Here is a 19,517-nt window from a genome sequence, read left to right on the forward strand (position 1 = left end):
TAAAGGGCTCCGTGCCGCATCCACTACGAGCTGGCGAAGACTTTGTGTCAGAAGGTTTCGCCAGCTTTTTGCTTTGCATCGATCTGGCTGGAGACTGCGATGAGTATCGACTACGGGGCGCGGCCCCTGCGTATCACCCTGACCGCCCTGGTGGTAATGGTGCTGGGTGCGCTCATGACCATCGGAGGCGGTTACCTCGCGACGCTGGGCGGTTCCTGGTACTACCTGGTCGCCGGTGTCGGTCTGCTGGTGGTGGCCGGCCTGCTGTTCGCCCGGCGGCCCGCGGCGATCTGGCTGTACGCGGCGTTGCTGCTGGGCACGCTGGCCTGGACGTTCTACGAGGTGCGCTTCGACTGGTGGCAGCTGGCGCCGCGAATCGACCTCTGGTGCATCCTCGGGCTCTGGCTGATCCTGCCCTTCGTCAATCGCCATGTCAGCGATCGGCTGATCTGGCGCGACGGTGCGAGCGGTCTGCTCGGGATTGGCCTGCTGGCCGGTGCGCTGATGGCGGGCTATTCATTGACGCAGGACTACCACTCGATCACCGGTGAGTTCAGCGACGCGCAGATGCAGGGGCTGGCCCCGGAAGGTCAGGCTGGACGCCGGGCCAGCGAGTGGACGGCCTATGGCGGCTCCGACCGGGGCGACCGCTATGCACCGGCGGACCTGATCACACCGGCCAATGTCGGCAAGCTGAAGAAGGCCTGGGAGTTCCACACCGGCGATCTGCCGGGCGAGGGCGACCCTGGCGAGATCACCTACCAGGTCACACCGCTGAAGGTTGGCGACAACCTGTTCATCTGCACCCCGCACAGCATCGCCATCGCGGTGGATGCCGACACCGGCGAGGAGCGCTGGCGCTTCGATCCGAGCATCAATCGCGATGCCGAGTACTACCAGCACATGACCTGCCGCGGTCTGGCCTACCACGACGCCACGGCCTACAGCCAGGCGCCGGCCTCTGCGGCCGAGCCGGCTGCGCGTTGCGAGCGCCGATTGTTCCTGCCGACCAATGACGGCACGCTGATCGCCCTGGATGTTGCCGACGGCAAGCCCTGCGAGGACTTCGGTGATGCCGGCACGGTGGACCTCAAGGCCGGGCTGGGCGAGGGCGCGCTGGGCGTCTACCTGCCGACTTCGCCGCCCGTGGTGACCGAGAAGCTGGTCATCGTCGGTGGCTCGATCACCGACAACGGTGCGGTGGATTCCCCCGGCGGGGTGATCCGCGCCTATGACGTGCGCAGCGGCGAGCTGGTATGGAATTTCGACCCGGGCAATCCGGACGCCACCGAGCCCCTGGCCCCCGGCGAAACCTACGTGCGCAGCACGCCGAACTCCTGGACGATCGCCACCGCCGACGAGTCGCTGGGACTGGTCTACATCCCCACCGGCAACCAGACGCCGGACCAGTGGGCGCAACCGCGCACGCCGGAATCCGAGCGCTTCACCGACACCCTGGTGGCGCTGGACCTGACGAGCGGCCAGGTGCGCTGGGAATTCCAGACGGTGCACCACGATCTCTGGGACCGCGACCTGCCCTCGCAGCCCACGCTGGTGGATATCGACGGGCCGCAGGGCAAGGTCCCGGCCATCATCCAGCCGACCAAGCGCGGCGACCTGTACATCCTCGACCGGCGCACCGGCGAGCCCATCGTGCCGGTCGACGAGATGCCCGTGCCGCAAGGCACCGACTACGGCGAGTTCACCGCGCCCACGCAGCCCTATTCGGCCGTGAGCTACGCGCCGGACGAGCCGCTGCGCGAGCGCGACATGTGGGGTGGCACGCCGCTGGACCAGATGATGTGCCGCATCCAGTTCCGCCAGCTGCGCTACGAGGGCGATTTCACGCCGCCGTCGGAGCAGGGCTCGCTGATCTATCCGGGCAACGTGGGAACCTTCAACTGGCCGTCCGTGGCCGTCGATCCGAGCCGCCAGCTGCTGTTCGGCGCACCGAACTACCTGGCCTTCGTCTCGACCATGGTCAAGCGCAGCGACGTCGACCCGAACGAGCGCTCCGGTGGCGGCGAGACCGGTCTGCAGCCGAACCTCGGCGCGCCGTACATGGTGCGGCTGGAGCCCTTCCTGTCGGTGCTCGGCCTGCCTTGCCAGACGCCACCCTGGGGTTACGTCACCGCGCTGGACCTGCGCAGCATGAAAAAGGTCTGGATGCACAAGAATGGCACCAGCCGCGACAGCGCGCCCTTGGGCATCCCGCTGCCGGTGGGTACGCCAGCGCTGGGTGGGCCGATCGTCACTGCCGGTGGCGTGGCCTTTATGAGCGGCACCCTGGATTACTACCTGCGCGCCTACGACCTGCAAAACGGCAAGGAACTGTGGAAAGGCCGCCTGCCCGCCGGTGGCCAGGCGACGCCGATGACCTATGTGTCCGAGAAGACCGGCAAGCAGTACGTGGTGCAGATGGCCGGCGGGCATGGCTCGTTCGGCACCAAGCTGGGTGATTCGTTGATCGCCTGGACACTTGATGAGTAGGTGATAGGGGTGGGGGGTTAGCTGCGACGCTAGGCATGGCCGCCAGCCCCTCACCCTAGCTCTCTCCCCAGAGGAGAGAGGGGACTGGACCGAGTTGGGTTGCCGGTCCGGTGTAGGGTGGAATGCATGATGTGCCTGCCATCTAAGGATGGTTCGGTGGCTTCACTCAGCCACCGTTCCCCGTTGGGGAGGAAGGGGCGAGGCCGGGCTTCGACCCATACCGGCATAACTCGCTCGGTACCAAACTGGGTGATTCATTGATCGCCTAGACGCTTGAGGAGTAGCTGATAGGGCTGTGGGTTTTAGTTGCGGCGCTAGGCATGGCGGCCAGCCCCTCACCCTAGCCCTCTCCCCGGAGGGGCGAGGGGACTGCACCGAGTTGGGTTGCCGGTCCGGTGTAGGGTGGAATGCATGATGTGCCCGCCAAGTACGGATGATTCGGTGGCTTCATTCAGGCCCCCTCTCCCCGCTGGGGAGAGGGCTGGGGTGAGGGGCGCGGGCTTCGATCCAGCGCAACAGCTCCGTCAGAACGCCGTCCAGATCCTGCAATACGTCCAGATTACTGAAACGCAGCACCTCCAGCCCCTGGCGCTCCAGATGCGCTGTCCGCAGCTGATCCCGTGCAAGCCCGGCGGCGTCATGGTGTTGCCCGCCATCGAGCTCGATCACCAGCCGCAGCTCGGCACAGTAGAAATCCAGCACATAAGGCGGCCACGGGTGCTGCCGCCGGAACTTGAATCCCGCTAAGCCGCGATTGCGCAGCCGCCGCCATAGAAGGCGCTCGCAATCGGTGAGCTGGCTGCGAAGCGCTCTGGCGAAGTGACGTTGTTCGGGCGATGGGCGTTCGGTAGGCATCGCACATCCTTGTGTCGGTATAGGCCTCTCGCATCCGTGCGAGAGCTTGCTCGATCAGCGCGAGGCGGTCGGTTGCCTCAATGATGCTCGCGAGTCGCCCGGAACTTCACCTCCGGCCAGCGCTCTTCCATCAGGCTGAGGTTGACGCGGGTTGGGGCCAGGTAGGTGAGGTGGCCGCCGCCGTCGACAGCGAGGTTCTCGTAGGCCTTGTCCTTGAATTCCTTGAGCTTCTTCTCGTCGCTGCACTCGATCCAGCGCGCCGACCAGACGTTGATCGCCTCATACGCGCACTCGACCTTGTATTCCTCCTTCAGGCGGCTGGCGACGACGTCGAACTGCAGCACGCCCACCGCGCCGAGGATGATGTCGTTGTTGCGCTCGGGGAAGAACACCTGGGTGGCGCCTTCCTCTGCCAGCTCCTGCAGGCCCTGACGCAGTTGCTTGGATTTCAGCGGGTCTTTCAGGCGCACGCGGCGGAACAGTTCCGGCGCGAAGTGCGGGATGCCGGTAAAGCTGAGGTTCTCGCCTTCGGTGAAGGTGTCGCCGATCTGGATGGTGCCGTGGTTGTGCAGGCCGATGATGTCGCCGGCCCAGGCTTCTTCGAGCATTTCGCGTTCGCTGGAGAAAAAGGTCAGCGCGTCGGCGATCTTCAGGTCCTTCTTGATGCGCACGTGGCGCATCTTCATGCCTTTCTCGTACTTGCCCGAGCAGATGCGCATGAAGGCGATGCGGTCGCGGTGCTTGGGGTCCATGTTCGCCTGGATCTTGAACACGAAGCCTGTGAATTTCTCCTCGACCGGCTCCACGCTGCGCTCGTTGGCGACACGCGCCAGCGGCTTCGGTGCCCAGTCGACGACGGCATCCAGCACATGGTCGACGCCGAAGTTGCCGAGCGCGGTGCCGAAGAAGACCGGGGTCATCTCGCCGCGCAGGAAGGCGTCCTTGTCGAATTCGTGGCAAGCGCCCTGGACCAGCTCCAGCTGCTCGACGAAATCTTCGTACATGTCGCCCAGGTGTGCGCGGGCCTCGTCGGAATCGAGCTTCTCGATGACCCGCGTCTCGATGCGTTCGTGGCCATGACCGGGCACGAAGACGATGATGCGGTCCTCGGCCAGGTGGTACACGCCCTTGAAGTCGCGATAGCAGCCGATCGGCCAGGTGATGGGCGCGGCCTTGATCTTCAGCACCGCCTCGATCTCGTCGAGCAGCTCGATCGGGTCACGGATGTCGCGGTCGAGCTTGTTGATGAAGCTGACGATCGGTGTATCCCGCAGGCGGCACACATCCATCAGCGCGATGGTGCGCGGCTCCACACCTTTACCGCCGTCGAGCACCATCAGCGCCGAATCCACCGCGGTCAGGGTGCGATAGGTGTCTTCGGAGAAGTCCTCGTGGCCGGGGGTGTCGAGCAGGTTGATCATGTGCTCGCGGTAGGGGAACTGCATCACCGAGGTGGTGATGGAGATGCCGCGCTGCTTTTCCATTTCCATCCAGTCGGAGGTGGCGTGGCGGTCGGATTTGCGCGATTTCACCGTACCGGCGACGGCGATCGCCTTGCCCATCAGCAGCAGCTTTTCGGTGATGGTGGTCTTGCCCGCATCGGGGTGCGAGATGATGGCGAAGGTACGGCGCTTCGCGACTTCGGCGGCCTGAGTGGTCATCGGTATTAAGGAACCCGTCGACGAGTAGTCGGTCTGTCAAAAAAGGCGGCGATTATAGCGGCAAATGGATTTCCCTGCGGCCCGCACGGCAGCGGAAATCGGCGGTTTTGTGCAGTTTCTAGGACGCTTTGTTTTGAATCGACAACAACTCGAAACGGATGCGTAATCGGGACGTTTTTTTGATTGATCTATGCCCCCCTTGGTCCTAAAGTTCGCGCCCGAACGTCCATGCTGGCAACGATCCATCCGGCTCAAGTACTGACGACGAGAGATCCACCGTGATACTCGGCGACATGCCTTGGGAAGTAGGCGAACCAAAGTGGGGAAACTGATCAGGCGTTCTTGTCAGGGCTGATGCCCTCCACCCCTCATCCGACTTTTGTTTCCCGTATTTGGAGTCCCACGCATGACGGTCAAGATCGAAGACTATTTCCCTCGCGCCACCTTCCAGAAGATGAAGGCCTTCGCCGACCAGCACGAAACCCCGTTCGTGGTGATCGACACCGAAACCATCAGCAAGGCCTACGACGACCTGCGCGCCGGTTTCGAATTCGCCAAGGTGTATTACGCGGTCAAGGCCAACCCGGCGGTGGAAATCATCGACCTGCTGCGTGACAAGGGCTCGAGCTTCGACATCGCCTCGATCTACGAGCTGGACAAGGTCATGTCCCGCGGCGTCGGCCCGGAGCGCATCAGCTACGGCAACACCATCAAGAAGTCCAAGGACATCCGCTACTTCTTCGAGAAGGGCGTGCGCATGTTCGCCACCGACTCCGAAGCCGACCTGCGCAACATCGCCAAGGCCGCGCCGGGCTCGAAGGTCTACGTACGCATCCTCACCGAAGGCTCGACCACGGCCGACTGGCCGCTGTCGCGCAAGTTCGGCTGCCAGACCGACATGGCCATGGACCTGCTGATTCTCGCTCGCCAGCTGGGCCTGGTGCCTTACGGCATTTCCTTCCACGTCGGCTCGCAGCAGCGTGACATCTCCGTGTGGGACGCGGCCATCGCCAAGGTCAAGGTGATCTTCGAGCGCCTGAAGGAAGAAGACGGCATCGAGCTGAAGATGATCAACATGGGTGGCGGCTTCCCGGCCAACTACATCACCCGCACCAACAGCCTGGAAACCTATGCCGAGGAGATCATCCGCTTCCTCAAGGAAGACTTCGGCGACGACCTGCCGGAAATCATCCTCGAGCCGGGCCGCTCGCTGATCGCCAACGCCGGCATCCTGGTCAGCGAAGTGGTGCTGGTGGCGCGCAAGTCGCGTACCGCGGTCGAGCGCTGGGTCTATGTCGACGTGGGCAAGTTCAGCGGTCTGATCGAAACCATGGACGAGTCCATCAAGTTCCCGATCTACGCCGAGAAGAAGGGCGAAGTGGAGGAAGTGGTGATTGCCGGGCCGACCTGTGACAGCGCCGACATCATGTACGAGAACTACAAGTACGGCCTGCCGCTGAACCTGGCCATCGGTGACCGCCTGTACTGGCTATCCACCGGCGCCTACACCACCAGCTACAGCGCGGTGGAATTCAACGGCTTCCCGCCGCTGAAGGCCTACTACATCTAAGCGTCACGGCTGCATCAAAGCGCCCCGCCTTCGCGGGGCGTTTCTTTTTGGCTGTGGCCAATCATGTGTTGCATCGAATGCCGGACAAGGGCGGGTGAAACCCGCCGAACGAGGCACGCCGCGCGATTCTTGCCGAGCGAGGCAAGGCCGAGAAAAATACGAAACCCCGCCGCAAGGGCAGGGTTACGTTGAGCTGCATCGGATGAGGGGACCGCGCGGGTTTCATCCGCCCTGCAGAACTGCCTCAAGTCGCCCGTTGCGTCCTGTTGGCAGCTTGCGCGGGGTTTCTGCACGTTAGAAGTCAAGTGAGGGATGATCGAGCAGGAGAGATGGCGACCGAAGCGCTGCTTGATGAAAGGGGCGGTCTGATACCGTTGAGGCTTTCGGGCGCTCGGCCCATCGAGAGGGGAGTTCCGCCGGTCCTTGTCGAGCCGGCGGAGGTGTCTCGCTTCAAGGTCAGAACTTGTAGTTCATGGCTACTTCGAAGGAACGCTCAGGCCCCACGTAGATGCCCTGGCGCATGCCGGCGATGTAACGCTTGTCCGTCAGGTTCTTCACCGCAGCCTGCAGGCCGAGTTGCTCGCTGACCTGATAGCGCGAGGTCAGGTCGTAGACGGTGTACGAGGACATCTTGCCACCCCAGATTCCGCCGCCAGCGCCGGTCGGGATTTCCTTGGTGTTAGCCGGGTCGCCGTACTGCTCGCCGCGGTAGTGGGCCATGAGCGACGAGCTCAGCTTGCCTTGCTGGTAGTTGAGTGCGGCGTTGGCCAGGAACTTCGGTGCGTAGGGCAGACGGTTGCCATTGTACTGGCCGGTGGTGAACTCGGAGACCGGTACCCAGGTCAGGTTGGAATCCAGGCTGAAGCCGCCGCCGAGTTCCAGCCCAAGCGAGCCTTCCAGGCCGTAGTGCTTGGTCTTCCCTGTATTCGATTGCGAGAGCAGGGGATTGCTGTTGCCCGTGACGACCTGATTGTCAAAGTCCATGTAGAACGCGGTGACGTCGTACGACACCGGGCCGCTGTCGCCACGAACCCCGAACTCGTAGTTTATCGAGCGCTCGCCATCGAGCTTCTGATCGGTCAGGCCATCGAGGGCGACACCGTTCGAAGCGGGAGAGAAGGCGCGATATACGCCGCCATACAGTTGAGCTTCGGGCAGGAGTTGGTAAGTCGCGCCGATGCCCGGCAGAACTTCGGTGTTTCGAGTTGTAGCCGACGCATCATTCTGGGTCTTGACGCGACGCTCCTGCTCGTAGGATTCGATGCGCAGGCCAGGAGTGACGGCCAGCCGGTCGGTGATGACGAATCGGTTCTGCACATAGCCGGCTAGGCTCTCGGCGGTATCGATGATATAGCGATCGGTGACGCCGCTACGGTCCCGCGCGCGAGTGGCACGGACGCGGCGGTCGTCTGCCTCTTCTTTCATCATGCGAAGGCCGAACTCGGCCTCGTTGGCCCAGCCGAACAGGTCATGGTCGAGCGTCAGGCGCGTCTCGAGGCCTATGCGATCGAAGGTGCGGTTGTTGCCGGTAAGGGTATCCCGATAGACCCAGCGGCCGGCTGTATTGGAAGCTCCAGTGTTTACGTCGTAGCGCCAGTAGTCGCGGGTGACCTCGCTCCAGTAGGCGAGGGTCCGGAGGGTGGCGCGGTCGTTCAGATGCCATTCGTGGTTGAGGTCGACAGCCTTGCGATCGTTCAGAAGGTAATCGTCTGGTGCCGGGTTGTAGGTCTTGCCGGCCCGGTAGTCGTTCAGAAACATGCCACGATAGGAGATGTTCGCATCATTCTCATGCCAGGACAGTTTCAGGCCCAGGCTGTGGTCAGGGTTGAGCGCAATGCCGGTCTTGAACATCACGTCAGTCATTTCGTAGTCGCGGTCCATGAAACCGTCGCTGCGCGCATGGGTGGCGACCAGGCCTGCGAAGGCATCGCCCGACTCACTGCGACCGCCTGCTTCCACCATCGCTTCGCGAGTGTTGAAAGAGCCGACACGGGTGGAGACCGAGACACCGTCATCAGGCGTCTTGGTGATGTAGTTGATGACGCCGCCGATGGTGGACGGGCCGTAGCGCAGGGAAGAAGAGCCTTTCAAAACCTCGACCCCCTGCATCCGCTGAATGCGGGGATTGAAGTAGCGATCATTGCCAATGAACAGGCCGGGGGCGACCGGAACGCCGTCTTCGAGGATCAAAGATTTGGCCTCGCTTGCCGAGAGACCGCGGATGCCGATATTGCTGACTACGCCCGTCTCTTCCTCTGCAATCGCGTTAATACCAGGCACGCGACGCAGCACGTCCTGAGTAGAGGAGGGTTGACTACGCTCGATCTCTTCCTTGGTGACAATCACCACTGCGCCAGTCTGGCGAGAAACGGCGTCGTCCGCGGAGCCCACCACCTGCATGGACGGCATCTCCAGCGGGCCGCTGGTCTGGGCAGTCGCTGCTACCGGGATCAGCGCTGTTGCGATAGCAACGGCTAGAGTATGGGAGCTGGTTCGAGCAAATGGCTTCATCATTCTGTCCTGAGCTTCGGTTGTTTTTCCTTGCGCCTCACAAACGGAGGGAGGAGGCATGACGCTATTTTAGAAACCTATTGAGAATTATTTCAATTACGATATCGAATTAATATCGGCTCTCAAGGGTGGCTCGATGCCGCACTTGGCCACATCGGCAGGGCCAAGAGGCGCAGGCTTGGCTTCAGCCCATCATTTGCGCGACCGACCGGTGCCGGTGGGCTGAAGCCCGCCCTACGAAACCGACAAGCGCCGCTTGCTGCCGTGTAAAAGCTTTCCGCTAGTACAGATCCCGTCGATAGCGCCCTTGCGCCGCCAGTTCGTTCAGCTGCGCCTCGCCCAGCAGTCCCGCGAGGATCTGCTGCACCTCCTGGCCCATGCCGTTCAGGCTGCCGCAGACATGGATGGCTGCGCCCTCGGAGACCCATCTGCGCAGGTCGTCGCCAGCATCGCGCAGTGCGTGCTGCACGTAGCGTTTCTCGGCCTGGTCGCGCGAGAAGGCCAGGTCCAGGCGTTGCAGGTGGCCGCAGGCGAGCCACTGCTGCAGTTCGTCGGCGAAGAACAGGTCGTGCGCGACGTGGCGTTCGCCGAACAGCAGCCAGTTGCGCGAGCCGGGAGTCATTGCGCGTTCACGTAGGTGGGCGCGCAGCCCGGCCAGGCCGGTGCCGTTGCCGATCAGCACCAGCGGCGTCGCGGCGGTCGGGCCGTGGAAGCCCGGGTTGCTGCGGATGCGCAGCGCGATCGGCGCACCAACTGGCGCGTGGCGGCACAGCCAGCCGGAGCCGAGACCCAGGCCGCCGTCCGGGTGACGGGCCTCGCGTACCAGCAGTTCGAGTGCGCCGTCGGCGGCAACCGAGGCGATGGAGTATTCGCGGTGCGCCAGCCGGGGCAGGGCGAGCAGCGCATCGATATCCAGGCCGCGCAGGACTCCTTCGACCGGCAGGCGACGTGTGCAGAGGATGTCCAGCAGGCTTTCGCCGGCGATCCGCTGCTGCGGGTCGTGGCCGAGCCGGCGCAACAGCCCTTCGACAGGGCCGCGCGGATGCCGAGGGCCGACCTCGGCGATATCGCCGGCGCGCCAGTGTGGCGCCTCGTCCAGCGGTTCGAGCCTGAGGTGGCAGACCGGCGCGCCGCTGCTGCCGGGGTTGAGCACGGTTCGCCCGGCGAGTCGCCAGGCCTGATAGGGAGCCGGTTGCCAATCGCTGAACGCGTTGTGGCCGCTCAGTTGGCCGAGCTGCTGTTGCCAGTGGCGCAGGGTGCCGGCGTCCAGCCGGTCCGCGTCCAGGCGATCGAACAGCGGCTCGGCGCCGCGGCTGCGCAGCGCCTGGTCCAGGCGCCGGCCGAAGGCGCAATAGTGCGGGTACTGGCTGTCGCCCAGCGCCAGCATGGCGTACTGCAGCCCGCGCAAGTCGGCATCTGACGCCAGCAGGTGCCTTTCGAAGCGCGCCGCGTTGTCCGGCGCCTCCCCTGCGCCGTAGGTGCTGGCGACAAACAGCAGTCGTCCCGCGTCGGCCAGTGTCGCCGGGTCCAGTTCGTTGAGGGGGCGCGTGGCGCAGCTCATGCCGGCTTCGGCCAGTTGCCTGGCGCTGCGCTCGGCCAGTTCGCCGGCCTGGCCGCCCTGGCTGGCGTAGGCGATCAGCAGGGCGGGCGGCTCCGTCGTCTCGGCAGATCGGGCGCGGCCAGGTCGCCAGACCAGCAGGCAGAGCGCGAGATAGCCGAGCACGACCGCGGCCGCCGAGACTTCACGAGGCGGCTGCCAATGCAGCAGCGCCGCGGCGAGCGCCAGGCAGGCGAACAGGAACAGGTAAAGGTGCGGACGCGTGGCCAGAGGCGATGGCAAGGTGGGGCTCCAGCGAAGGCAAGAAGGCCCGGCCGGTTTCCGGGCGCAGGCCTGACGAGGAACCGGCAGGGCGCCTGCCGGTTCGGTTCAGCGCTGCCCGCTCCTCACTGCGCCAGCACTTCGAGGGTCGCGCTGTAGCTGGCGCGGCGCTCGGTGGCCGGCTTGCTCACGCCCTGGTCGGTTGTGAGTTCGGCTTGCAGCCAGTACATCCCGGCTTCCGGCCAGGTGATGCTGGCCTTGCCCCCGGCATCGGTACGGGTCCTGATCGCGCCCAGCTCGTCGCGGTAGCGGTTGCCGCCCGGGATCACGCTGATCTCCACGTTGGCGGCCGGCCTGCCGTCGAGCAGGAAGACGAACTCGGCCGCCTCGCCGGCGAAGAGGTCGTTGGGGTGGGTGACGGGCTTGAGCTCCAGACCCTGGCCGGTCGGGGAGAGCGCGTCGGTGGAAGGCGCACCGGAGGTGACGAAGACTTCCATGCGGCTGTCGTTCTGGCTGACCCTGAGGGCTTCGGCCTTGGCCGGCACCTCCTTGGCGAAGCTTTCCGCCTTGCCCATCCAGCGCCGCGTCTCGCCGTTTTCCTTCCAGCTGGCGAACAGGCCGCTGTTGGCCACGGCGAGCTTGTAGGTTCCCTTCTGGCTCAGTTGCACATCGAAGGTGCTGCGGTAGCGGCCGATGGCGCCGTTCTGCGGCGCTACCTTCGAGCCGTCCGGCGCGAAGATGTGCAGCTCCGCTGCCGGACGGGCGCGCATGCCGGGCGGGCCGCCCGCCGCTGCGCGGGCCTCGTCGCCGATGCCCTTGAGACGCATCGGGACATGCTCGAAGTAGAACAGGTCGTTGGAAACGGCGGCGTCCACCGTGATCCAGGGCTCCTCGCCGGAAAGCACGGTGGCCGAGGGCAGCATCCAGCCACGGTGGGCCTGGGCCGACAGCGGCAGGCAGACGGCGAGGGCCAGGGCGGTCCATTTGATGACGGGTTTCATGGCGTGGGTCCTGTTCATGGGGTCAGCTTGAGGGTGATTGCGCCCAGTTCGCTCTGACCCTGGGCTTGGTGCTCGGCGCTCTGTTTAGGCGGCCAGCTGAACGGCACACGCAGCAGTTCGCGGCCGCCGACTTCACGGGCTGCTTCGACCACGACGCGGTACTCGCCCGCTTCCAGCGTCTTGAGTGGCGCCTGCCGGTCGGAGAACTGCAACCTGTGACTGCCCACGGCACGGGTGGCACCGCTGACACCGTCGACCGGCATTTCCAGGCTGCGGCCACTGCGTCTCCACCACTGGCGCAGGTCCTTGAGCCACTTCTCGCCCTCCTTGTCCTTGAGCTTGGTGTCGTACCACACCGCCAGATTGGCGACATGGCTCTGGTCCGGGCGCTCGAGCCAGATGGCGACATAGGGGCGGTGGTACTCGGCGACATCCAGACGCGGGATTTCCACGTCCAGCTGCAGGTCCGCCGCGTGCAGCGGGGCGCTGAGCAGGGCGAGGGGCAACAACAGGCGTTTACGCATGGGCAGTCCTTAGTGAATGAAGAGCAGCGCCAGCAGCAGCGGTATCACCAGCCCCAGGCCTACCAGGGGCCAGGTGCTGGGCCGGTTGCCGGCGTGACGTTGCAGGAGCAGCAGACCGGTGAGGCTGAACACCACACAGGCCACGGCGAAGAAGTCGATGAACCAGCTCCAGGCCTCGCCGGTGTGGCGGCCCTTGTGCAGGTCGTTGAAGTAGGCGATCCAGCCGCGGTCGGTCGACTCGTACTCGAGTTCGCCGGTTTCGCTACTCAGGCTCAGCCAGGCATCTCCGCCGGGGCGGGGCAGGGCGACGTAGAGCTCTCCATCGCTCCATTCGGCTTCACGTTCGGCCAGGCGGATTTCCAGGGTCTGCTCCAGCCACTCACGCAGTTCGGTGGGAAGGCCCGACTCAGGCACTTCGGCCTGCAGGGTGGCGAGCAGAGGGGCAGGAAGCTGCGCAGCGCGGCTTTGCACGTGCGGTTTGCTCTCGATCTGCCCGGCGTGATTCAGCGTGATGCCGGTGACCGCGAACAGCAGCATGCCAACCAGGCACAGCGCGGAGCTGATCCAGTGCCATTGGCGCAGGGTGCCGAGCCAGAAATACATGGGGGGCCTTGTCGTGCGGGAACGTGGGCGAATTCTAGGGCCACTGACGCGGTAATGCTAAAGATTTACAAACAGCATACATTCGCGTCTTTTCCGTTCCGGTGGGACGAGAAACAACAGAGCCGGGATGATCCCGGCTCGTCGTATTGCCTTCAGGTCAGAAGGTCAGGTTGGCTGACAGCCAGAGGCGGCGGCCTTCTTCCACCAAGCCGGTTGTGGACGCGCCGAAGTTGGCGTAATCGGTGCCGTAGGCGGTACCTGTCGTCAGCGCGCCAGTGTTGCTATACGAGTAAGTGGTGTACGCCTTGCCTTTTTTGAAGTCCTTATCCAACAGGTTGTAGATCGTGGCATTCAGCGTCAGGTTTTGCGTAGCTTTGAATGAACCGCCCAAATGCAGGAGGGTATAGGCATCGGTATTGCGGCCCAAAGTGTCCCAGATCGACTGGTTGGTGGTGTAACGGCCATTGCTGTCCACCAGGTTTTCGTACTTCGAGGTGAAGCGGGCACGTTCGCCGCGATACTCGGCTTTCAGCCACAGGTTTAGCGAGTCGGTGGTTTGCCAGTCCAGCTTAGCGTTGGCCAGATGTGCTGGGGTGTTGGTCAGTGGAGCGCCTTGGTTTTCTCCGCTTTTCTGTTCGCTATCGGTGTAAGTGTAGTTACTGCTTAGGGTCCAGGCCGGGGCGAAGTGCCAGCGGGCGGCCAGTTCCAGCCCCTGAGTTACGGCTTCATCGACGTTAACGTTCTGACCGCATTCGCTCCTGGCATTTCCGGCGCACAGCGGGCTGACAATTGGATCGCCGCTGGCAATTTTGTCCTCGAACTTGTTATGGAATACGGTGGCATTGGCGTTAAAGCCTGTCAGGCTGTCGAAGTACACACCGAACTCGGTGGTGGTGCTGGTTTCTGGTTTCAGATTCGGGTTGCCGATAGTTACGGTGCTGCCCTGACCGGTAACACCGTTGATGCCTCCGTGCAGCTCGTTCAGATCTGGAGCCTTATAGCCACGACTGACACCACCTTTCATCGTCCAGTTATCGGTCGTGTTCCAGACGAGATAAGCGCGCGGGCTGAAGTTTCCGCCGAATGCCTCATGGTCGTCATAGCGGCCACCCAGCGTCAGGGCGAGGTCATCGCGAATACGCCACTCGTTTTCGGCAAACACCGCCTTGGTCGTTTGCTCGAAGTCCTCGCCGGCCAGGCTGTCAGTCATCTCTGCCTTCCACCATTGGATGCCGACTGTGGCAATGTTGGTATCACCAATCGGTGCGGTCAGCTTGCTGTCGAGCACAGTATTGGTAGTTTCCAATTCGCGATCGTCACCGACGATGATCGACGGGAAGCCTGTGTAGGGTGTGCCAATGGGAAGGAAGCCAGTACGGCCTAATACTCCACCGGGAATAGTACGGCCTATCGTTTCGGTGGTGTTGCGCATCAGGCTGTTATCCCATGTACCGAAGCCGAAACGACCTGTGTGGGTTAAGGCGTACTGATCACGTTCGAAACGTAGCTTGTCTGAGTATCCGTTGGCCTGTATCGGGACACTGGTTGCACAGCCTGTATCGGCAGGGCCGCTACCCCAACCATCGAGCGTGCCCAACTGGCAATCGTCATTCTCGTAGTACTGGCGGCCACGCTCGAAATCCAGGGCGATGTCGTGGTCATCATTCGGAGTCAGAGTCAGACGTCCGCCGATATTGTGGTTGCCGCCCTCGACGGCAGAGCCGCCACGGCGACTCATGGGCACGCCAGGGGCAAACTCCAACTTGGATTCGTCGCGGTTGAACAGACTGCCACGGACTTGCAGGCCGAGCAGGCCATCGACCAGCGGGCCACTGGCATACAGACTGGTGGAACGGGTGTCGCCGAAGTCGCGGTCTTGCTGGTAGGTGTAATCCTGGGTCAGCGAGCCGGTCCACTCCTTGCCGACCTTGCGGGTGATGATGTTGATTACCCCGCCCATGGCGTCGGAGCCGTAGAGCGTCGACATCGGGCCACGGATCACTTCGATGCGCTCGATGGCCGACAGCGGCGGCATGAAGCTGGTGGAGGTTTCGTTGAAGCCGTTTGGCGTGACATTGCCTGCGGCGTTCTGTCGACGGCCGTCGATGAGGATCAGGGTGTACTGGCTGGGCATGCCGCGAATGCTGATGTTGAGCCCGCCGGTCTTGCCGGTGCCCTGGCCGATGTCGATGCCTTCCACGTCGCCCAGTGCCTGCGCCAGGTTGTTGTAGCGCTTCTGCTGCAGGTCTTCACGGCTGATGACGCTGATGCTGGCCGGTGCTTCGGTGATCTTCTGTTCGAAGCCGGAGGCGCTGACGACCGTGTCGTTGAGCGTGACAGGCGCGTTCTGGGCGAGAGCCGTCCAGCTGCAGCCGATCATGGCGCAGGACAGGGCGGTACGTGCGAAGGGGATAGACATGCGGGCTCCTTGTAGCCGTCTCGTTGGTGGCCGCATGATAATCATTCGTAAACGAGAATTTAGACTTTACTGCATTAGTTTCTCATCTGTGTCGTCAAATCGGTTTCCAGCCCTTGCACAGCGCGGGCTGGCCATTTGTAAGCAGATATTTATAAGTGGTCCGGACGGTCAGTTTCGGTCATGGCATCTGAACTTCGATGACGCCGTCGGCGTTGATCGTGACCTGGCGAGTGCCTGCCTCGATCTCCGGTACCGGTGCCGACTCCATCATGTCCATCTTCATCGCGCTGCTACGCATGACCGGCTGGAAGCCGCCGCCGTTGAGGTTCAGGCTCACCAGCTTGTAACCGCTGCCGCCGAGCGCTTCGGTGGCGAGCTGGGCGCGCGCCTGGAAAGCCGCTACGGCGTCTTTGAGCAGAGCATCCTCGTTCTGCTTGCGGATCGGATCCGACACGCTGAAATGCATGCCGCCCATCTTCAGATTCTTCATCAATTCGGCGGTCAGCTTCGACAGGCTGGCGAAATCGCCGCTTTCCAGGCGAATCTCCGCACGCTCGCGCCAGCCGGTGATCTGCTGCCCTTTGTCGTCATAGACCGGATAGCTGTTGCGACTGCCCTGGCTGACGATCACATCCTTGTTCTGGCGAGCCGTCTGTATGGCCTGGTTCAGTGTGCGGGTCGTCTGTGCCGCGAGCTGGGCGGGATCGCTGTGCTGTGCCTCGCTGTACAGCGTGACGTGCATGCGGTCATGAGCGACTTCGCTGCTGACCTCTGCGCGCAGGGCAACCTGGTTGTAGCGCGGCTCGTCGGCCGTGGCGTTCAGGCTGGTAAAGCTTGCGACCAGCGCCAGCAGTGCGGCACTGCGCAGTGGGTAATGGGACATGACGGTTCCTCGCTGGAGCACCCGAACGGTGCGATAGCGGCGACTCTACCTGCGCTGGCGAAAGCGTGCAGCCGTCCATGCGGCGCGTTGCCGCATTTCGGCTGGGCGGGAGACGCCTTGGTTATACTCCGCCGAATTGTTGGAGAGCCCATGTACGCATCCGTCCCGCTGCTGTCGGCCAGCCGGCAGAATCTTCGGCTTCTTACCCTTATCCGCATCGTCGTACTGGCTGCACAATCCGGTGCGGTCGGTGTCGCTTATGCCACTCAGCTGCTGAGCCTGCCTTGGCTGGCTCTGGGGATCACGCTTGCCGTTTCGGCCGTGCTCTGCCTGGGCACGGCGCTGCGACTGCGCGGCCCCTGGCCGGTCACCGAGCTCGAGTATGCGGTGCATCTGGGCTGCGACCTGCTGATTCACAGCGCCCTGCTGTACTACTCCGGCGGCTCGACCAACCCCTTCGTCTCCTATTACCTTGTCCCGCTGACCATCGCTGCCGCCACGCTGCCCTGGCTCTATTCCATCGTGCTCTCCGGCCTCGCGCTATTGGGCTACACGCTGATGCTGGTCTGGTACGACCCGCTGGCGCTGCCGCCGTTCGAGCGCGCCACACTGCAGGTCTACGGCATGTGGCTGAGCTTCGCCCTGGCAGCGGCGCTGATCACCTTCTTTGTCGCGCGCATGGCCGAGCAGCTGCGCCGTCAGGAACAGCAGCAAGCCCAGCGCCGCGAAGAGAGCATGCGTGACCAGCAGCTGCTGGCCGTGGCGACACAGGCTGCCGGTGCCGCCCATGAGCTGGGTACGCCGCTGGCGACCATGAGCGTGCTGCTCAAGGAGTTGCGCCAGGAGTACAAGGATCCGCAGCTGAACGAGGACCTCGGCCTGCTGCAGTCGCAGGTTCAGCTCTGTAAGGAAAGCCTGCGCCAGCTGGTCCGTGCAGCCGAGGCCGACCGTCGTCAGGCAGTCGTCGAGCAGACGGCGCGCGAATGGGTCGATTCGGTCCTGCAGCGCTGGCACCTGATGCGTCCGGAGGCGACATTCCGCTTCCAGTGCGTCGGCCTCGGCAGTGCGCCGAAGCTGATGCCGCCGGCAGACCTCAGTCAGTCGTTGCTCAACCTGTTGAACAATGCCACCGACGCCAGCCCCGAGGACCTGGATATCCGCCTGGACTGGGACGCGCAGTGGATCAAGCTGACCATCCGCGACCATGGCGCAGGCGTTCCCCTGGCCATCGCCGAACAGATCGGTCGGCCGTTCATCACCACCAAGGGCAAGGGCTTCGGCCTAGGCCTGTTTCTCAGTCAGGCCAGCGTGACGCGCGCTGGCGGCACAGTGAAGCTCTACAATCACGAAGAAGGTGGCACACTGACCGAGTTGCGCCTGCCGCATGGTTCGGTGCGCGCCTGATCCTGATCGTGTCCAATGCGAGGAAATGCACAGATGACCGACGAATTGCAGCAAGAGGGCGAAGAACAACCTCATCTGCTGTTGGTGGATGATGACCCCACCTTCACCCGGGTAATGGCTCGCGCCATGAGCCGCCGCGGACTGCAGGTCAGCATCGCCGGTTCGGCCGAGGAGGGGCTGGCCCTGGCCAAGCAGGACATCCCCGACTATGCGGTGCTCGACCTGAAAATGGAGGGCGATTCCGGCCTGGTGCTGCTGCCTAAGCTGCTCGAGCTGGACCCGGAAATGCGTGTGCTGATTCTTACCGGCTACTCCAGCATCGCCACCGCGGTGGAGGCGATCAAGCGCGGCGCCTGCAACTACCTGTGCAAGCCAGCCGACGCGGACGATGTGCTGGCCGCGCTGCTTTCCCAGCACGCCGACCTGGACAGCCTGGTTCCGGAAAACCCGATGTCGGTCGACCGCCTGCAATGGGAGCACATCCAGCGCGTACTCAGTGAGCACGACGGCAACATCTCCGCGACCGCGCGTGCGCTGGGCATGCACCGTCGGACCCTGCAGCGCAAACTGCAGAAAAGACCGGTTCGGCGCTGAGCCGGAGCTGATAGCGCGAGCCGGGCGTGGCCGCCCGGCCGTTGGTGGATGCATAGGGGGGATACGCCGGTCGAGCCCTCGCGGTGTGCTTGCTTTATGCTTGCGCTTTCGTTGTTGCAGGCGCCTTCATGCTCCCCCTCATTCTGCAGACCCTGAGCGTCACCGCTCCGGTGTTCGCGATGCTCTTTCTCGGCGTTGCGCTCAATCGCCTGGGCTGGATCGACGCAGCTTTCGTGCATACCGCCTCGGCACTGGTGTTCAGGGGCACCATGCCGACGCTGCTGTTCATCTCGATTCTCAAGGCCGATCTGAGCGCGGCGCTGCAGCCGGCGCTGCTGCTCTATTTCGTCGGGGCCACGATCGTCACCTTCGGCCTGGCCTGGAGCTGGGCCCTCTGGCGCTGCCCGGCAGCCGACCGGGGTGTATACGTGCAGGGCGCGTTCCGCGGTAACAATGGAATCGTCGGGCTCGCGCTAGCCAGCAGCCTGTACGGTGACTACGGGCTGTCCCTCGGCGGCGTGCTGGCCGGAGTGGTGATCCTCGTCTACAACAGCCTGTCGGCGGTGGTGCTGGCCATCTACAGTCCGGGCGGGCGGGTCGGAGCAAGGGACATCCTGCTCAGCATCCTGCGTAATCCCCTGATCATAGGTGTCCTGGCCGCGGTACCGTTCGCCTACTGGCAGGTCGCGTTGCCGGGCTGGCTGATGACGTCCGGGCAATACTTCGCGCAGATGACGCTTCCTCTTGCGTTGATCTGCATCGGCGCGACGCTGACCCTGGACGTGTTACGCCAGAGCAGCGGCAGCGCGCTGAGTTCGAGCCTGATGAAGATGGTCTGGCTGCCGGCGGTCGCGACACTCGGCGCCTGGGCCTTCGGCTTTCGCGGGGCCGAGCTGGGCATTCTGTTTCTCTATTTCGCCAGCCCGACCGCTGCCGCGAGCTTCGTCATGGCGCGCGCGGTCAATTCCAATCATCAGCTGGCGGCGGCCATCATCGTCATCACCACGTTGATGGCGGCCCTGAGCATCAACCTCGGACTGTTCCTGCTGCGCTGGCTGGGCTGGATCTAGCATGGCGCCGGACGTCCTGCATCACGGTGCTGCCGTCCGTCGCTAATGTGACGGATATCGGCTTTTCGCGTGTGGCTGGCGCAGTGAACGCCGTAATCGGTCATCAGGCCTCA

General features: G+C 63.7%; 14 protein-coding genes. 5 read left to right on the forward strand and 9 right to left on the reverse strand.

Annotation, left to right across the window (positions count from 1 at the left end; genetic code table 11):
- Positions 1–99: 99 nt before the first annotated feature.
- Complete coding sequence (locus tag HZR81_RS03725; RefSeq protein ID WP_500127374.1) at positions 100–2,490, forward strand: membrane-bound PQQ-dependent dehydrogenase, glucose/quinate/shikimate family; 2,391 nt, start codon at positions 100–102, stop codon at positions 2,488–2,490.
- A gap of 447 nt (positions 2,491–2,937) precedes the next feature.
- On the opposite strand, the gene HZR81_RS03730 is transcribed toward HZR81_RS03725, so the two are convergent.
- On the reverse strand, positions 2,938–3,345 hold the full coding sequence (locus HZR81_RS03730) for an endonuclease domain-containing protein (RefSeq protein ID WP_348834997.1): 408 nt from the start codon (positions 3,343–3,345) through the stop codon (positions 2,938–2,940).
- 77 nt (positions 3,346–3,422) lie between these two features.
- Positions 3,423–5,006, reverse strand: coding sequence for a peptide chain release factor 3 (locus HZR81_RS03735; RefSeq protein WP_500127375.1), 1,584 nt, complete (start codon positions 5,004–5,006; stop codon positions 3,423–3,425).
- Between the two features lie 406 nt (positions 5,007–5,412).
- Between HZR81_RS03735 and HZR81_RS03740 the strand changes: the two genes are divergently transcribed.
- Positions 5,413–6,576: a type III PLP-dependent enzyme gene (locus HZR81_RS03740; RefSeq protein ID WP_102840544.1), complete on the forward strand. Its 1,164-nt coding sequence runs from the start codon at positions 5,413–5,415 to the stop codon at positions 6,574–6,576.
- Positions 6,577–7,032: 456 nt separating this feature from the next.
- Here HZR81_RS03740 and HZR81_RS03745 read toward each other — a convergent pair whose 3' ends face one another.
- From HZR81_RS03745 to HZR81_RS03775, 7 genes are all read right to left on the reverse strand, one after another.
- Positions 7,033–9,087 (reverse strand): TonB-dependent receptor family protein, encoded by a 2,055-nt coding sequence (locus HZR81_RS03745; protein ID WP_500127376.1) that lies wholly within the window; start codon positions 9,085–9,087, stop codon positions 7,033–7,035.
- Between the two features lie 280 nt (positions 9,088–9,367).
- Positions 9,368–10,927, reverse strand: a complete 1,560-nt coding sequence (locus HZR81_RS03750) for a sulfite reductase subunit alpha (RefSeq protein ID WP_500127377.1) — start codon at positions 10,925–10,927, stop codon at positions 9,368–9,370.
- 104 nt (positions 10,928–11,031) lie between these two features.
- Complete coding sequence (locus HZR81_RS03755; protein WP_500127378.1) at positions 11,032–11,907, reverse strand: DUF4198 domain-containing protein; 876 nt, start codon at positions 11,905–11,907, stop codon at positions 11,032–11,034.
- A 14-nt stretch (positions 11,908–11,921) separates the two neighbouring features.
- Positions 11,922–12,431 (reverse strand): DUF2271 domain-containing protein, encoded by a 510-nt coding sequence (locus tag HZR81_RS03760; protein WP_013981899.1) that lies wholly within the window; start codon positions 12,429–12,431, stop codon positions 11,922–11,924.
- Positions 12,432–12,440: 9 nt separating this feature from the next.
- Positions 12,441–13,034 (reverse strand): PepSY-associated TM helix domain-containing protein, encoded by a 594-nt coding sequence (locus tag HZR81_RS03765; RefSeq protein WP_313665065.1) that lies wholly within the window; start codon positions 13,032–13,034, stop codon positions 12,441–12,443.
- 157 nt (positions 13,035–13,191) lie between these two features.
- Positions 13,192–15,453, reverse strand: coding sequence for a TonB-dependent receptor domain-containing protein (locus HZR81_RS03770; protein WP_500127379.1), 2,262 nt, complete (start codon positions 15,451–15,453; stop codon positions 13,192–13,194).
- A gap of 178 nt (positions 15,454–15,631) precedes the next feature.
- Positions 15,632–16,336 (reverse strand): SIMPL domain-containing protein, encoded by a 705-nt coding sequence (locus HZR81_RS03775; protein WP_313665062.1) that lies wholly within the window; start codon positions 16,334–16,336, stop codon positions 15,632–15,634.
- A gap of 150 nt (positions 16,337–16,486) precedes the next feature.
- Here HZR81_RS03775 and HZR81_RS03780 point away from each other — a divergent pair, with 150 nt between their 5' ends.
- The 3 genes from HZR81_RS03780 (at position 16,487) to HZR81_RS03790 (ending at position 19,404) form a co-directional block, all read left to right on the forward strand.
- A complete protein-coding gene (locus HZR81_RS03780) occupies positions 16,487–17,740 on the forward strand; it encodes an ATP-binding protein (RefSeq protein ID WP_133456176.1) in 1,254 nt (417 codons plus the stop codon).
- 33 nt (positions 17,741–17,773) lie between these two features.
- Complete coding sequence (locus HZR81_RS03785; protein WP_014821408.1) at positions 17,774–18,334, forward strand: response regulator transcription factor; 561 nt, start codon at positions 17,774–17,776, stop codon at positions 18,332–18,334.
- Between the two features lie 128 nt (positions 18,335–18,462).
- Positions 18,463–19,404 (forward strand): AEC family transporter, encoded by a 942-nt coding sequence (locus tag HZR81_RS03790; protein WP_459116099.1) that lies wholly within the window; start codon positions 18,463–18,465, stop codon positions 19,402–19,404.
- Positions 19,405–19,517: the final 113 nt, after the last annotated feature.

This window comes from Pseudomonas sp. LM13, assembly GCF_041381355.1.
GTDB classification, from domain to species: domain Bacteria; phylum Pseudomonadota; class Gammaproteobacteria; order Pseudomonadales; family Pseudomonadaceae; genus Stutzerimonas; species Stutzerimonas frequens.

Bases quoted from the DNA above. Each gene is read 5' to 3' on its own strand.
- HZR81_RS03725 (WP_500127374.1), top strand. From the start codon at position 100: ATGAGTATCGACTACGGGGCGCGGCCCCTGCGTATCACCCTGACCGCC.
- HZR81_RS03730 (WP_348834997.1), bottom strand. From the start codon at position 3,345: ATGCCTACCGAACGCCCATCGCCCGAACAACGTCACTTCGCCAGAGCG.
- HZR81_RS03735 (WP_500127375.1), bottom strand. From the start codon at position 5,006: ATGACCACTCAGGCCGCCGAAGTCGCGAAGCGCCGTACCTTCGCCATC.
- HZR81_RS03740 (WP_102840544.1), top strand. From the start codon at position 5,413: ATGACGGTCAAGATCGAAGACTATTTCCCTCGCGCCACCTTCCAGAAG.
- HZR81_RS03745 (WP_500127376.1), bottom strand. From the start codon at position 9,087: ATGAAGCCATTTGCTCGAACCAGCTCCCATACTCTAGCCGTTGCTATC.
- HZR81_RS03755 (WP_500127378.1), bottom strand. From the start codon at position 11,907: ATGAAACCCGTCATCAAATGGACCGCCCTGGCCCTCGCCGTCTGCCTG.
- HZR81_RS03760 (WP_013981899.1), bottom strand. From the start codon at position 12,431: ATGCGTAAACGCCTGTTGTTGCCCCTCGCCCTGCTCAGCGCCCCGCTG.
- HZR81_RS03765 (WP_313665065.1), bottom strand. From the start codon at position 13,034: ATGTATTTCTGGCTCGGCACCCTGCGCCAATGGCACTGGATCAGCTCC.
- HZR81_RS03770 (WP_500127379.1), bottom strand. From the start codon at position 15,453: ATGTCTATCCCCTTCGCACGTACCGCCCTGTCCTGCGCCATGATCGGC.
- HZR81_RS03775 (WP_313665062.1), bottom strand. From the start codon at position 16,336: ATGTCCCATTACCCACTGCGCAGTGCCGCACTGCTGGCGCTGGTCGCA.
- HZR81_RS03780 (WP_133456176.1), top strand. From the start codon at position 16,487: ATGTACGCATCCGTCCCGCTGCTGTCGGCCAGCCGGCAGAATCTTCGG.
- HZR81_RS03785 (WP_014821408.1), top strand. From the start codon at position 17,774: ATGACCGACGAATTGCAGCAAGAGGGCGAAGAACAACCTCATCTGCTG.
- HZR81_RS03790 (WP_459116099.1), top strand. From the start codon at position 18,463: ATGCTCCCCCTCATTCTGCAGACCCTGAGCGTCACCGCTCCGGTGTTC.